The 14029-nt window shown below is 71.0% G+C and carries 9 protein-coding genes and 3 pseudogenes; 2 read left to right on the top strand and 10 right to left on the bottom strand.

The genetic code is table 11. From position 1 onward, the window contains the following. Positions 1–9: 9 nt before the first annotated feature. From ET495_RS16530 to ET495_RS16490, 9 genes and pseudogenes are all read right to left on the bottom strand, one after another. A complete protein-coding gene (locus tag ET495_RS16530; protein ID WP_129205688.1) occupies positions 10–768 on the bottom strand; it encodes an adenine nucleotide alpha hydrolase family protein in 759 nt (252 codons plus the stop codon). Positions 769–836: 68 nt separating this feature from the next. Beyond that, entirely contained in the window at positions 837–2084 is a 1248-nt protein-coding gene (gene caiB / locus ET495_RS16525; protein WP_211340867.1) for an L-carnitine CoA-transferase, read from the bottom strand. Next, entirely contained in the window at positions 2084–3217 is a 1134-nt protein-coding gene (caiA, locus tag ET495_RS16520; protein WP_129205687.1) for a crotonobetainyl-CoA dehydrogenase, read from the bottom strand. Before caiA ends, caiB begins: the two co-directional genes overlap by 1 nt. Positions 3218–3322: 105 nt before the next feature. Beyond that, positions 3323–4705: an MFS transporter gene (locus ET495_RS16515; RefSeq protein WP_129205686.1), complete on the bottom strand. Its 1383-nt coding sequence runs from the start codon at positions 4703–4705 to the stop codon at positions 3323–3325. 49 nt (positions 4706–4754) lie between these two features. Then, positions 4755–6269 carry a glycerol kinase GlpK gene (glpK, locus tag ET495_RS16510; RefSeq protein WP_129205685.1) on the bottom strand — a complete coding sequence of 505 codons (1515 nt, stop codon included), beginning with the start codon at positions 6267–6269 and terminating at the stop codon, positions 4755–4757. 32 nt (positions 6270–6301) lie between these two features. After that, positions 6302–8049, bottom strand: a pseudogene (locus ET495_RS16505) (glycerol-3-phosphate dehydrogenase/oxidase). A gap of 280 nt (positions 8050–8329) precedes the next feature. Beyond that, positions 8330–8803, bottom strand: a complete 474-nt coding sequence (locus tag ET495_RS16500; protein WP_129205684.1) for an RpiB/LacA/LacB family sugar-phosphate isomerase — start codon at positions 8801–8803, stop codon at positions 8330–8332. Between the two features lie 208 nt (positions 8804–9011). Continuing rightward, positions 9012–9646: pseudogene (locus ET495_RS16495) on the bottom strand (MarC family protein). Further along, positions 9643–10493 (bottom strand): annotated as a pseudogene (locus ET495_RS16490) (PHP domain-containing protein). Before ET495_RS16490 ends, ET495_RS16495 begins: the two co-directional pseudogenes overlap by 4 nt. A gap of 97 nt (positions 10494–10590) precedes the next feature. Here ET495_RS16490 and ET495_RS16485 point away from each other — a divergent pair. Together ET495_RS16485 and ET495_RS16480 are read left to right on the top strand one after the other, a co-directional pair. Then, positions 10591–11394, top strand: coding sequence for an alpha/beta fold hydrolase (locus ET495_RS16485; RefSeq protein ID WP_129205683.1), 804 nt, complete (start codon positions 10591–10593; stop codon positions 11392–11394). A gap of 41 nt (positions 11395–11435) precedes the next feature. After that, a complete protein-coding gene (locus tag ET495_RS16480; RefSeq protein WP_129205682.1) occupies positions 11436–13001 on the top strand; it encodes an aminopeptidase P family protein in 1566 nt (521 codons plus the stop codon). Positions 13002–13112: 111 nt separating this feature from the next. Here ET495_RS16480 and ET495_RS16475 read toward each other — a convergent pair whose 3' ends face one another. Further along, entirely contained in the window at positions 13113–13925 is an 813-nt protein-coding gene (locus tag ET495_RS16475) for a YflT domain-containing protein (RefSeq protein ID WP_129205681.1), read from the bottom strand. Positions 13926–14029: the final 104 nt, after the last annotated feature.

The following is a 14029-nucleotide window of genomic DNA, read 5'->3' as shown; positions in this document are numbered from 1 at the left end:
CTTCGCTGCTCACAGTGCCGACCTGATCAGGGCGGCGAGCTCGGCGATCGTCGCCTCGTCCGTGCCCTCGAGGACCTTGCCCGCGCGTGCGGCGCGCGGCGCCGCCGTCGTGGACACCCGGGTGACCGGGGCCGGCGCCGCGGACGGCGCCGGCAGCTCGGTCAGCGGGATCTTCCCGGCGCTGAGGATGTCCCTCATCCCCGGGATGCGCGGGGTGTTGATCGACGACGTCACCGCCAGCACCGCGGGCAGCGGCACCGACAGCACCTGCACCGCCCCCGCGAGCGAACGCTCCACGCGCAGGCCGGCGCCGTCGGGCTCCACCGCGTCCACGGCGTTGACGACCGGACGCCCGAGCAGCTCCCCGAGCATGGGCCCGACGGCCTGGGCGTACTCGTCACCCGAGCCCGGGCCGCACAGCACGAGGTCGACGTCGCCCATCGCGCCGATCGCGGAGGCCAGCGCCCGCGCGGTGGTCAGGGCGTCCGCCTCGACCAGCGCGTCGTCGACGATCACGGCCAGCTCGTCGAGACCTCGCGAGCCGACCTCCTTCTTGAGCTTGACGTTCGTCAGCTCGGACCCGCCGGCCATGAGGCCGACGAGCGTGGCACCCGGCGTGGCCTCGACCAGCCGCTTCCCGGCCTCGACCGCGTGCAGGTCGTAGGACCCCACGGTCCAGGCCGCACGGCTCGCGTCGAGCGAACCGCCGGCTCCCACCTTGATGTCTGCCTCGTTGCGCACGGCTTTGCAGCACACGACGATCTTCATTGGCTCACTTCCTCGTCTTCGGGCCTCGTCTTCGGGCCTGTCCTCGGGCCTGTCTTCGCGTGCAGGGCTCAGTCGCCGAGGCGCACGATGCCCTGCTCCTGGAGGGCCTCAAGCTCCTCGGGGCTGACGCCCGCGGCCGTCAGGACGTCGGCGGTGTCCTGCCCGAGCGCAGGCATCGGCCGCCAGATGGTGCCCGGCCTGCGGGCAAACTTCGGGAAGATGTTGACGCCCTTGACCGTCTTGCCCTCGTGGGTCTCCCACTCGATGAAGTCCTCCCGAAGCTGGAAGTGCTCCTGGGCCTCCAGGTCGCGGATCTCGAGCATCTCCCCGGCGGCGATCGCCTGGGCCGTGAAGTCCCGTTCGACGTCGGCCACCTTCTGCGTGCGCAGGTAGTCGCCCAGCGCCTTCTCGATGGCCTCGGCCTGCGGCCCGTCACGCCACAGCGCCGTCGTACCGTCGGGGTACTCCTCCGTGCCCCACAGGTGACCCAGCCCGATGGTCTCGAGCAGGTACTTGTTCTGCGGCGCCCCGTAGCAGATGATCGACACCCAGCCGTCGGCGCACTCGTACTCGCCGATCGCGCACAGGTTCTGGTTGCGCGGCCCCGGCCGGGGGTACTCGACGCCCGCGTTGAGGTAGTCGACCATGTAGTAGGCCCCGACCCGCAGCAGCGTCTCGTGCATCGCGCAGTCGATGCTCTCGCCCGTGCCGGTCCGCTTGGCGCGGTACAGCGCGGCGAGGCTCGAGCTGGTCACCATGAGCGCGGTGAAGTAGTCGGCCACGTACGGCCCGGGCGCCATGGGCTGCTCGGGCGTGCCGTTCTGCGACAGATAGCCCATGTACGCCTGGACCGTCCGGTCGTAGGCGGCACGGTTGACGCGGACGTCCTCGCCGTACTGCCCGTACCCCGAGACGTGGGTGATGACCAGCTCCGGGTTGTGCTCCCAGAGCAGCTCGTCGGTCAGCCCACGGTTCTTGTACACCGGCCCCTTGGAGGACTCGATGAAGATGTCGGCCTTCTCGATGAGCTTGAGGAACGCCTCCCGCCCGCCGGGCTTGAACGGGTTCAGGCACACGCTGCGCTGGTTGCGGCGCTCCACCTCCTTGATGAAGGCGGTGTCCCGCATCGAGTCCCCGACCCGGGTGTTCTCGATCCAGATGACGTTGGCGCCCCATTCCGCCATGAGCGCGGCGGCCGTCGGAGCGGCGATCTCGATCGCCGAGTAGACGACGGTGACGCCCTCGAGGCTGCCGAACCCGGGCATCCCGGCGCCGAGCGGGCCCGTGCCGCTCCCGGCGCCGTCCTGCGCGGCCATCAGCGGTACCTCTTCAGGATGGAGCGGCCGGCCGTCAGGATCTGCATCTCGTCGCTGCCGCCGGAGATCCGGTCGACGCGCAGGTCACGCCAGAACCGCCCGACCCGGTGGCCGCCGGCGATCCCGACCCCACCGAGCACCTGGAGGGCCTGGTCGACGACGCGGAACGCCGCGTTGGCGCAGTAGTACTTGCACATCGCGGCCTCGCCGTTGCCCATCTGACCGGTGTCATAGAGCCAGGCCGTGCGGTAGAGCATGTTGCGCATGTTCTCCACCTCGATCCACATGGAGCAGAACTTCTCCTGGATGAGCTGGAACCGGAAGATCTTCTCGCCGAACTGCTCGCGCTGGTTGGCGTACTTCGCGGCGTCCTCCAGAGCGCACAGGGCGGTGGCGTAGTTCGTCGCGGCCACGAGGAACCGCTCGACGTCGAACGACCGCACGACGCGCTGGAAGCCGTTGCCCTCGGTGCCGAAGATGTCCGCCTCGGTCAGCTCGACGTTGTCGAGGTAGACGTCGGCGCACGAGTCCATGCGCAACCCGAGCTTGTCGAGCGCCTCGACCTTGATGCCCGGCAGCGACATGTCCACGAAGAACTCGGTGAAGACGTCGTAGTTGTCGGCGTCACGGGCCATGATCACCAGGTACGGGGACCCGAGGGACGACGTGATGAACGTCTTGTGCCCGTTGAGGTAGATCTTCCCGTCGCGGCGCGTGTAGGTCGTCTTGAGCGACCCGACGTCCGAGCCGGCGCTCGGCTCGGTGATCGCCGCGTTCCACATCTGCTTGCCGGTGCCACGCAGCGCCATGATCTTCTCGACCTGCTCGGGCGTGCCGTTCTCGATGATCTGGTCGAAACCGGGCAGCTGGTAGAGCACATAGGTGGGCCCGCCGAGGCGCCCGAGCTCCTCCCAGACCGCCAGCAGGGTGGTCAGCCCCTCGCCGAAGCCACCGTGCTCCTCGTCCAGCATGAGGGAGTCGATGCCCAGGTCGGCGAGGGCCTTGACCCAGCGCTCCGGATACTCGTGCCGTGCGTCGCACTCCTCGAAGTACGCGTCCCAGTTCTCGGACTCCATGAGCCCGCGGACGCCGGTGACGATGAGCTCTTGCTCGTCGGTCAGGGTGAAGTCCATCCGGTCCTCGATCTCTCTCGCGTGAGCGATGTCTGTGTGTCGGTCAGGGAAGGTCAGGCATGGTCCCGTGCGCGTGCCGCGCCACGGGGGCGGAACGAGTCGCCGCTACGCGCCGGTGCTCGCGGAGGCGCCGACGACGTCGCCGTGCTCGCCGGAAGCCAGCTCTGCGCGGGCCTTGCTCTGCTTACGAGCGATGCGCAGCACCATGAAGGCGCAGAAGGCGCCCAGGACACAGGCGGCGATCACGATCCACCAGATGGTGCGGAACGCGTCCCCGGTGTTCCCGCCGTCGGCCAGGTTGGCCTGGTCGATCATCCGGCCGAACCAGATGTCACGGAACGTGTCGGGCAAGAACCCGACCAGCGACACGATGCCCGCCGCCGCACCGAACGTCTGCGTCGGCACCCGCGCCTCGGTCAGCTGCCCCGTCGTCACGTAGAACACACCCGTGCACACGAACCCGAGCGCGAGCGTCAGCACGATGAACGGCACCGCCATCGACGTGTTCCACGGCAGGAGCACGAAGGTCAGCAGCCCCACCACGGCCAGCGCGAAGCCACCCATGACGACCTTCGACGTCGACCCGACCCGCTTGGTGATCGCACCCGCGATCGGACCGGAGAACACACCCATCCCGTACGAGCGCACGTTGCCGATGTTCGCGATCATGACCGCGCCCACCCCGATCGCACCGATCTGCAGCCACTGCGTCGTGTACGTGATCGACGTGTGGATGAAGTAGACGAAGAACATCGTCAGGGACGCCCACACGACGGCCGGGTTCTTCAGCGCGGCGACGAACTCCGAGAGCGACAGACGCTTGGCGTTCGGGTCGAACTCGTTGTCGAACCGCGGGATGAACAGGAACGCCAGCACGCCCATCACCAGGATGATCGTGGCCACGCTCAGCAGCAGGTACCGCAAGAACGCCTGGTGACCTGCGGTGTCGGTCCCGGTGTGGTTGAGCAGCAGCGTCGCGATCACGTTGCCGACCAGCAGGCCGCCCAGCGCGAAGAACAGGTACGACCACCCGATGCGGCTCGGGTACTCCGACTCGTCGAACAGCAGCCGCACCAGCTTCAGGCGCGTGCCCCACCAGATCAGGATCGTGGTCACGCCGAGGCCGATCATCAGGACCATCAGCACGCCGAACGAGGGCAGCAGCGCGTACACGTACAGCAGCACGGCGGTCGCGATGTAGCCGACCCAGCTCAGCGTCCGCATCCGCACCTTGTCCGCCAGGATGCCCGACGGCACGTAGCAGATCATCGCCGTGACCGCGTACGCGGACATCAGGATGCCGATCTGCTGGTTGTTGATCCCCAGCGCATCCATCATCTGGTCGGGGAAGACCCAGCGCAGATACGGGATGTAGAAGATGATCGAGCTGCCGGCCGAGACCAGCATCAGCAGCCCCCACCGCCTCAGGGTGCTCAGATCCCTCCAGCTGACCAGGCCCGACGTCGGGACACCTGCATGACTCGCCATGGAAATAACCCCTTTGCTATGAACTCGAAAAAATGTGTGCGCCGGCTGTTTACTGTGTGTCGGCGTCGACCCAGTCGAAGGTCTTGGTGACGGCTTTCTTCCATTGCCGGTAGAGGCGTTCGCGTTCGCTGGTGTCCATGGACGGTTCCCAGCGGCGGTCCTCGGCCCAGTTGGCGGTCACGTCCGACTCCCCGGACCAGAACCCGACCGCGATCCCGGCGGCGTAGGCCGCGCCGAGCGCGGTGGTCTCGGCGACCTGGGGGCGTACGACGTCCACGCCGAGCTGGTCGGCCTGGAACTGCATGAGCAGCTCGTTGGCGACCATGCCGCCGTCGACCTTGAGCTCGGTCAGCTCGACCCCGGAATCGGCGCGCATGGCCTCCAGCACCTCACGGGTCTGGAAGGCGACCGACTCCAGCGCGGCACGCGCGATGTGGTTGCGGTTGACGTACCGGGTCAGGCCCACCAGGGCGCCACGCGCGTCGGGACGCCAGTACGGGGCGAACAGCCCCGAGAACGCGGGCACGAAGTACGCGCCACCGTTGTCCTCGACCTTGCGGGCCATCCACTCCACGTCCGGGGCGTCGGAGAACAGGCCCAGGTTGTCGCGCAGCCACTGGATGAGCGACCCGGTCACCGCGATCGACCCCTCCAACGCGTACCGGGGAGCCTGCTCACCGATCTTGTAGCAGACCGTGGTCAGCAGCCCGTTGCGCGAGGGGACCTTCTCGGTGCCGGTGTTCAGCAGCATGAAGTTGCCCGTGCCGTAGGTGTTCTTCGCCGTGCCGGCCTCGAAGCACGCCTGCCCGAACGTCGCAGCCTGCTGGTCGCCCAGGATGCCCGCGATCGGCACCCCCGGCAGCAGCCCGCCCGCCCGGCCCAGCCCGTACACCTCGGACGAGGAGCGGATCTGCGGCAGCATCGACAACGGGATGCCCATGTCCGCCGCGATGTCCTCACGCCACGACAAGGTGTCCAGGTCCATCAGCATGGTCCGCGACGCGTTCGTGACGTCCGTGACGTGCACCCCCCCGTCAGGGCCACCGGTCATGTTCCACAACACCCACGCATCGGTGTTGCCGAACAACAGGTCACCACGCTCGGCCGCCTCCCGGGCACCGGCCACGTTGTCCAAGATCCACTTGACCTTCGGCCCGGAGAAATACGTCGCCAACGGCAACCCGACGATCGACTTGTACCGGTCAGGCCCCGCCTGCCCCCCCAGCTCCTCCACGATCGGCTGGGTACGCGTGTCCTGCCACACGATCGCGTTATAGACCGGCTTACCCGTGCGCCTGTCCCACACCACCGTCGTCTCACGCTGGTTCGTGATCCCGACCGCCGCGATATCCGTGAACGTCACGTTCGCGCGCGTCAACGCAAGACCCACCGCCTCACGCACGTTGTTCCAGATCTGCTCCGGACTGTGCTCGACCCACCCCGCACGCGGAAAGATCTGGTCGTGCTCGAGCTGACCCACCGACACGACCCGACCACCATGGTCGAAAATCATCGCCCGCGAGCTCGTCGTGCCCTGATCAATAGCAAGAACAAAGTCAGGCATGGTGAACCGGTTCTCCTTTGAACGTGGTGTTGTCAGCCGACGGAAAGCGGAAGCGGCGCGGCGACCCCGGCGACCGCGAGCCGGGCCTGCGCGGCCGTGGCGTCGTCGGGCCGGGTGACCGCGTCCTCGTAGGCCGTGCGCCGGGCGGCGCACGCTGCGGTCTCGGCCGCCGTGGTGGACTTGTCCCACCCGAGCAGCGGGGCGACGATGCCCGCGATCTCGGGCAGGGCCGCGAGCCCGCCGTCGGGGGTCTCGTACTCCAGGCGCGTGCGGTGCGCGAGCACGTCCTCCAGGTGGAGGGCCCCCTCGTGCGACGCCGCGTAGTGGACCTCGGCCCGCAGGTACGCCGGGGCGTGCTCCAGCGGACGAGCCAGGGACGGGTCCTCCTCGCACAGCGCGACGACCTGCGCCAGGTTCGAGCCGTAGCGGTGCAGCAGGTGGTCGACCATGGCCGGGCTCCAGCCGAACCGCGCCGCCCACGTCCTCGCGTGCCGCGAGACGGCGTGCAGGCCCACGGCCCCTTCGAGCGGGATGGTGTGCGTGATCGACGGCAGCGCCGATGCGCGCGACCCGATGGCGTGGTCGACGGCGTCCTTGGCCATGACGCGATAGGTGGTCAGCTTGCCGCCCGCGATCACCGAGAACCCGGGTGTCGGGTTCGCGACGGTGTGCTCGCGCGACACCTTGGCCGACGACGTGCCCTCCTTGGTGCCCGGCTGCAGCAGCGGCCGCAGGCCGGCGAACGACCCGATGATGTCGTCACGCGTCAGCGGGTCGGCGAGCACCGCGTTGGCCTTCTCCAGCACGTAGTCGATGTCCGCCGCGCTCGGCACCGGGTGCCACAGGTCCTCGGTGTAGGGGGTGTCGGTGGTGCCGATGATCCAGTAGCGCGACCACGGGATGACGAACAGCACCGACTTCTCGGTCTGGAGGATCAGGCCGGACGTGCCGCGGATGCGCTCGCGCGGGACGACGATGTGGATGCCCTTCGACGCCAGGACCCGCAGGCCCCCTCGGTCTCGGCGAGCGCCTCCGTCTGCTCGGTCCACGCGCCCGTCGCGTTGACGACGTGCCGCGCCCGCACGGTGATGTGCTTGCCGGTCTCCAGGTCGGCGACGACGGCGCCGTTGACCGCGCCGGTCGCGGTGCGGGTCAGCTCGACCACCTGGGTGCGCGAGGCCGCGTGGGCCCCGTACGCGGCGGCGGTGCGGACCAGCGTGACGACGAGCCGGGCGTCGTCGACGCTGGCGTCCCAGTACTGGATGGCTCCCACCGCGGCGTCCGCGGCCAGGTCGGGGAACTTGCGCAGGAGCTGGTGGCGGCTGAAGTGGCGGTGCAGCGGCATGGCCCGCTTGCCCGGGGCGAGGGACGCCAGCGTGTCGTACAGCGCGATGCCCGCGCCGACGAACGCGCGCTCCCAGACGCGGCGGGTGAGCGGGTAGAGGAAGGGCACGGGCCGCACCAGGTGCGGGGCCAGCTCCTTGATCAGCAGGTCGCGTTCCGTCAGCGCCTCGTGGACCAGCGCGAAGTCGAGCATCTGGAGGTAGCGAAGGCCCCCGTGGACGAGCTTCGAGGACCGGCTCGACGTCCCCGCCGACCAGTCCTGTGCCTCGACGATCGCGGTCGACAGGCCGCGGGTCGCGGCGTCGAGCGCGATGCCCGCGCCGGTGACGCCACCGCCGATGACGAGGATGTCGAGCTCGCCAGAGGGGGTGTCGGACGCTTCGAGCGCGGCGAGCGCCCGCGTGCGGGACTCAGCGGTGAGCTGCGTGGTGACCATCGTGCTCTCCTTCTTCGGGTCGTTCGTGGTCAGGGCGAGGACCGGGCGCCGGTGGCGGGCACGGGTCCACCGCCCCGCGGGCGGGTCGGCTGGTCAGCGCCGGAAGGTGCCCAGGGGCGGGCGCGACACGCGGCGCGAGGTCACGCGCCGGGGTGGGGGTCCAGCCGATCGGACCGCCCAGCGAGGTGCTGATCGTGTGTTCCCCGGCGCGCGGCCGGTGAGCCGGCCGCGCGGAGGAAGGTGCCGGTCGCGGAGCCCGCGGCTCCGGCACCGAGGGCCGTCACGCGGCGCGATCGTGGCGGTCGAGCGCGTCCAGCTTGGCGACCTTCTGCGCGGATCCGCCGCCCGCGAACTCCGAGTCCAGCCAGATGTTGAGCAGCGTGCGCGCGAGCTCGGGGCCGGTGGTGCGCTCGCCCATGGTCATCACCTGGGCGTCGTTCGACATCCGGGCGCGCTGCGCCGAGTACGGGTCGCACACCTGGGCGGCGCGCACGCCGGGAACCTTGTTGGCGGCGATGGCCATGCCGATGCCCGTGCCGCACAGCAGGACGGCCCGCTCGTACGTGCCGTCGGCGACCTTGCGGGCGACCAGCTCGGCCACGTCGGGGTAGTCGACCGAGTCGCCCCGGTCGGTGGGGCCGAAGGTGTCGACCAGCCATCCTCGACGGGTCAGCTCCTCCACCACCACGGTGCGCAGTGCCACCGCTGCCTCGTCGTTGCCTACCGCGATCCGCGGGGTCGTGCTCTGCGACATTGCAGCCTCCAGTCAGCGGCAGCACCTGCGCTGCCGTCGTGGTCATGACGTCATGAACTATTCATGGGCGTCTTGACCGTTCTGGGCGGTTGGCGCGCAACCAACCGACTGTTGGCACGAATCACAACGATTCGAACATCGAGTGGGGTATGGGCCTGCCTGTCTTCAGGTCAAGGCCACCTCACGCGGATGGCACGTCGCTCGCGGGCTACGCCGCCTGCACGAACGCCGTCACGGCGTCCGCGATCATCTGGATGGCGATCGCCGCCAGCAGCAGGCCCGCGATACGCGTGATGAGCGTGACGCCCGACTCGCGCAGCACCCGCTGGATCACGTTCGCGAACCGCATCGCCAGGTACGTGCAGACGTGGACCGCGACGACCCCGAGCACGATCGCCGCCCAGTGGGCCGCCATGCTGTCGGCCGCGTCCGTCTTCTGCTGGACGAACACCATGGTCGCCACGATCACGCCCGGCCCGCGAGCAGCGGCGTGCCCAGCGGCACGAGCGCCACGTTGACCGACCCACCCTTGGCAGGCTCGGGGTTCTCCGCCTTGCCGGTCAGCAGCTCCATGGCGACGAACAGCAGCAGCAGACCACCCGACGCTTGCAGCGCCGGCAGCGAGATGCCCATGTAGGCCAGCACCTGCTGCCCCAGCGCGCCGAACACGACGACGACTCCGAACGCCACGAGGATCGCCTGCCGGGCGGCCCGGTTGCGCTGCCGCGGCGTCATGCGCGAGGTCAGCGCGAGAAAGACGGGCACCGTCCCCGGCGGGTCCATGATGACGAACAGCGTCACGAATACCTCGGTGAACAACGTGACGTCCAGGACCGCCCTCATCGTCGCCGCCCCGGCCGCACCACGTCCACGGTTCCCTGCTCCTCGATCTGACCCAGCACGCGGGCCGACGTCGTGTTCTCTCCGAGGCGGTTCGGTTTTCCCGCCCCGTGGTAGTCGCTCGACCCGGTGACCAGCAGGCCCAGCGCCCGCGCGACGTCGCGCAGCCGCGCGCGCGTGTCGCCGTCGTGGTCGCGGTGGTCGACCTCGAGGCCGGCCAGCCCGGCCGCCGCGAGCTCCTCGATCCGCTCCTCGGGCACCACGCGCCCGCGCTGCGACGCTCCCGGGTGCGCGAACACGGGCACGCCGCCCGCCGCGCGCACCGCGCGGACCGCGGCGACGGCATCGGGCGCGGCGTGCGGCACGTAGTAGCGGGTGCCGGGCCGCAGCATGGTCGCGAACGCCTCGTCACGCGTGTCGACCACACCCGCAGCGACCAGCGCGTCGGCCAGGTGGGGGCGGCCCACGGTCGCGTCCGGACCCGTCTGCGCGAGCACGTCCTCCCAGGTGATCGGGTAGTCCACGGCGAGCAGGCCGGCCATGCGCTCGAGCCGGGTCAGGCGCGACGCGCGCGTGGCCTCCAGCTCGGCGAGCAGCGCCGCGTGCTCGGGGTCGTGCAGGTACGCCAGCAGGTGCACGCTGACGCCGCCGCACACCGTGGAGATCTCGGCCCCGCGCACCAGGGCGATGCCCGTGCGCTCGGCCGCCAGCACCGCCTCGTCCCAGCCGGCCGTGGTGTCGTGGTCGGTCAGCGCGACGACGGTGAGCCCCGCGCCCGCCGCGTCCTCGATGACGCGCCTCGGGGGTCGGTGCCGTCCGACGCCGTCGAGTGCGTGTGGAGGTCGATCACGGAGACACAGTAGCCGTCACAGGGTTTTCACCACCTTTCACCGGTCACCCCGTGTCTGCCCTGGCCCTCCGACCACCCTGCGCGGGACCATCGACGCATGGGGAACGAGCCCGCCGTCGTCTTCGTGCACGGCATGCGAACGTCGTCGGCCATCTGGGACGAGCAGGTCGCGCACGTCCACGACGCCGGGTACGACGCCGTCGCCGTCGACCTGCCCGCGCACGGCGAGCGGCGCGACGAGCGGTTCTCCCTCCCGGCGGCGTTCGAGGTCATCGACGACGCCGTCACGTCCTTCGGCGCAGACCGCCGCATCGCGCTCGTCGGCCTGAGCCTCGGCGGGTACACGACGCTCGCCTACGCGGCGCGCGACGCCGCGCTCCAGCAGGCCTGCCCCGCCCACACCACACGGCTGGCCGGCGTGGTCGCCGCAGGCTGCTGCTCCGACCCCAAGGGCAAGCCGGTCGCACTGTTCCGCGACGTCGCACGCGTCACGGTCGCGGGCGCGACGGCCGCGAGCAGGCAGGCGCGATCGACGACCACGCGCTGGCGCGCGGCGCTCAGCGGCAAGGGCTCCAAGGCGGGCGGCGCCGACGTCGCAGCCCTGCTCGGCGGCACCGCCGCGGTCGGCCCGTACCGGCCCGGGTGGCAGGTCGTCACGGACGCCCTCACGCACCTGGCCGGGCACTCGTCGGTCGCCGACGTGCGGGCCACCCGCGTCCCGGTCTGGCTGGTCAACGGCTCACGCGACCACCTGCGGCTGCAGGAGCACCGCCACCTGGCGGCCGCCTACCAGGGCGCTCTCGTCGTCGTCCCGGGCGCCGGCCACGACGTCAACACCGACGCACCCGACGCCTTCAACCGCGTGCTGACGCGCGCGCTGCACGACTTCGGCCGCGGCTGACCCGCCGGTCCCACGCACCGGACCGGTGCAAGACTGGGCCCATGAGCGACCAGACCACCCCGAACGCCCCGGTCGACGGCGACCAGGCCACCGACCACCGGAACCGGCCGCACTCGCAGGCGTTCGTCGACTTCATCACCTCGCGGTGGGCGCCGCGCGCCGGCCTGGGCGTCGTGCCCTCGGCGGCCGCGCCCTTCACCGCCGCACGCCGCGCCCGCCTGGGCGAGCAGTTCCCCGGCGCGCGCCTCGTCATCCCGGCCGGCCCGCTGCGCGTGCGCTCCAACGACACCGACTACCGGTTCCGGCCGCACTCGGCGTTCGCGCACCTCACGGGCCTGGGCACCGACCAGGAGCCCGACGCCGTGCTGGTGCTGCACCCCGTCGAGGACGGCGCGGGCGACGTCGGCCCCGACGGCCCGACCGGCCACCACGCGGTGCTCTACGTGCGGCCCCTCGCCGCGCGCGACACCGAGGAGTTCTACGCCGACTCGCGCTACGGCGAGTTCTGGGTGGGTGCCCGCCCGTCGCTCGACGACGTCACGACGCTCACGGGCATCGAGGCCCGCCACGTCGACGAGCTGCGCGACGCGCTCGCCAAGGACGTCGGCGCCGGTGTCGCGCTGCTCGTGGTGACCGGGGCCGACGAGGCCGTCGAGACGCTGGTCGAGGCCATCCTCGCGGAGGCCGGCGCGGACACGGCCGTCCAGGAGGAGAAGGCCGCCGCCCACGAGCTGACCGACGACGCCCTCGTGCGCGCCACCAGCGAGCTGCGGCTGATCAAGGACGAGTACGAGATCGAGCAGCTCCGCGAGGCGGTCGACCGCACGATCGAGGGCTTCGCCGCGGTGGTGCGCGCGCTGCCCCGCGCCGTCGCGCACCGCCGCGGCGAACGCGTCATCGAGACGACGTTCGACGCGCACGCCCGCCTCGAGGGCAACGCCGTCGGCTACGAGACCATCGCCGCGGCGGGCGACCACGCGACCACGCTGCACTGGATCTCCAACGACGGGAAGGTGCACGAGGGCGACCTGGTGCTGCTCGACGCAGGCGTCGAGGTCGACTCGCTGTACACCGCGGACGTCACGCGCACGCTGCCCGTCTCCGGCACCTACGGCGACGTCCAGCGCCGCGTCTACCAGGCCGTGCTCGACGCCGCGGACGCCGCGTTCGCCGTCGCCCGCCCCGGCGTGCGGTTCCTCGACGTGCACGAGGCCGCGATGAAGGTCATCGCGGCGCGGCTCGAGGAATGGGGGCTGCTGCCCGACGGCGTGACCGCCGAGGTGTCGCTCACGCCCCAGGGCCAGCAGCACCGCCGGTGGATGGTGCACGGCACGTCCCACCACCTGGGGCTCGACGTGCACGACTGCGCACAGGCACGCCGCGAGCTGTACCAGGAGGGCGTGCTCGAACCGGGCATGGTCTTCACGATCGAGCCGGGCCTGTACTTCAAGGCCGACGACCTGGCCGTGCCGCAGGAGTACCGCGGCATCGGGGTCCGCATCGAGGACGACGTGCTGGTCACCCCCGACGGCAACGAGAACCTCTCGGCAGCGCTGCCTCGCGACCCGGCCGCGGTCGAGGCCTGGATGCGCGCGCTGCGCGCGTGAGACGTGTGGCCCTGCCGGCGCTCCGGCAGGGCCACATCGGCTGGCCTCGGGGAACCGCGCGCGCCGGGCCCGTGAGGGCTGGCGCCGGGTCGCTCAGGGCTGCCGGGTCGCTCAGGGCTGGCGGCGCGGATCCTGCGGCGGGGGCGCGTACGGGTCCGTCGGCGGGGTCACCGACTGCTGGTCCGACGGCGGCTGCTGCTGTGCCTGCTGAGGTGCCTGCTGAGGTGCGGGCGCCTGCTGTGGTGCCGGCTGCGCGGGCTCCGCAGGGGGCGTCGCCGGTGCCGCCGTCGGGAGCATCGCGCCGTAGCGGGGCTCGCCCGTCGGGGTGGTCCAGCGGGGATCCGGTGCGCGGGCCGGCTGCGGTGCCGGAACGGGCGCGCCCGTGGCGCCGGGGACCGGCGCCGCCGCGGCGCCCGCACCCGCGCGGGCCTTGCCCAGCCCGTTCGGGGACCGCATGAGCAAAGAGCGCGCCTCGCCGGCCGACTCGGCCGCGCACAGGATCGCGTACGTCGTCGCGACGATCTGCGACTGCGACGTGAAGTCACGCCGCCCGCCCGTCACTGCGTAGGACAGCACGGAGAACAGGAGCCCGAACCCGGCGCCCAGCGCGATGCTGATGAACGCGAACCCGCTGGCCACTCCCCCGCTGCCGAACAGCGTGAACAGCAGCCCCACGAACAGGCCGAACCACGCACCCGAGCCCGCGCCGGCGATCGCGACCCGCCCGTAGCTCAGGCGCCCCGTGACCCGCTCGACCATCTTGAGGTCGGTGCCGACGATCGTGACGGCCTGCACCGGGAACTTGTGGTCGGACAGGTAGTCGACGGCCTGCTGCGCCTCCAGGTACGTCGGATAGGCGGCGACCTCGTCACCCTGGGGCGGGGTGGGCACGCGTGGCACCGGCTGCTGACGACTGAAGCTCATTCGCTCAGTGTGTCCTATCCCCACGGGAGTGACCACCAGCCTGCGCTCCGGTGCATGCACGCGCGTCCCCTCAGCGGCCCCGCCAGGTCGGGACGTAGGGTGAC

The organism is Xylanimonas allomyrinae (assembly GCF_004135345.1).
GTDB classification, from domain to species: Bacteria; Actinomycetota; Actinomycetes; order Actinomycetales; family Cellulomonadaceae; genus Xylanimonas; species Xylanimonas allomyrinae.
The sequence above is the reverse complement of the archived record's forward strand: the minus strand, read 5'-3'. Positions and strand labels throughout refer to the sequence as shown.

What these genes read in the sequence shown, in the direction of transcription:
- ET495_RS16480 (WP_129205682.1), top strand. Translation starts at nt 11,436, where the DNA reads ATGAGCGACCAGACCACCCCGAACGCCCCGGTCGACGGCGACCAGGCC.
- glpK (WP_129205685.1), bottom strand. Translation starts at nt 6,269, where the DNA reads ATGCCTGACTTTGTTCTTGCTATTGATCAGGGCACGACGAGCTCGCGG.
- caiB (WP_211340867.1), bottom strand. Translation starts at nt 2,084, where the DNA reads ATGGCCGCGCAGGACGGCGCCGGGAGCGGCACGGGCCCGCTCGGCGCC.
- ET495_RS16500 (WP_129205684.1), bottom strand. Translation starts at nt 8,803, where the DNA reads ATGTCGCAGAGCACGACCCCGCGGATCGCGGTAGGCAACGACGAGGCA.
- ET495_RS16515 (WP_129205686.1), bottom strand. Translation starts at nt 4,705, where the DNA reads ATGGCGAGTCATGCAGGTGTCCCGACGTCGGGCCTGGTCAGCTGGAGG.
- ET495_RS16485 (WP_129205683.1), top strand. Translation starts at nt 10,591, where the DNA reads ATGGGGAACGAGCCCGCCGTCGTCTTCGTGCACGGCATGCGAACGTCG.
- caiA (WP_129205687.1), bottom strand. Translation starts at nt 3,217, where the DNA reads ATGGACTTCACCCTGACCGACGAGCAAGAGCTCATCGTCACCGGCGTC.
- ET495_RS16475 (WP_129205681.1), bottom strand. Translation starts at nt 13,925, where the DNA reads ATGAGCTTCAGTCGTCAGCAGCCGGTGCCACGCGTGCCCACCCCGCCC.
- ET495_RS16530 (WP_129205688.1), bottom strand. Translation starts at nt 768, where the DNA reads ATGAAGATCGTCGTGTGCTGCAAAGCCGTGCGCAACGAGGCAGACATC.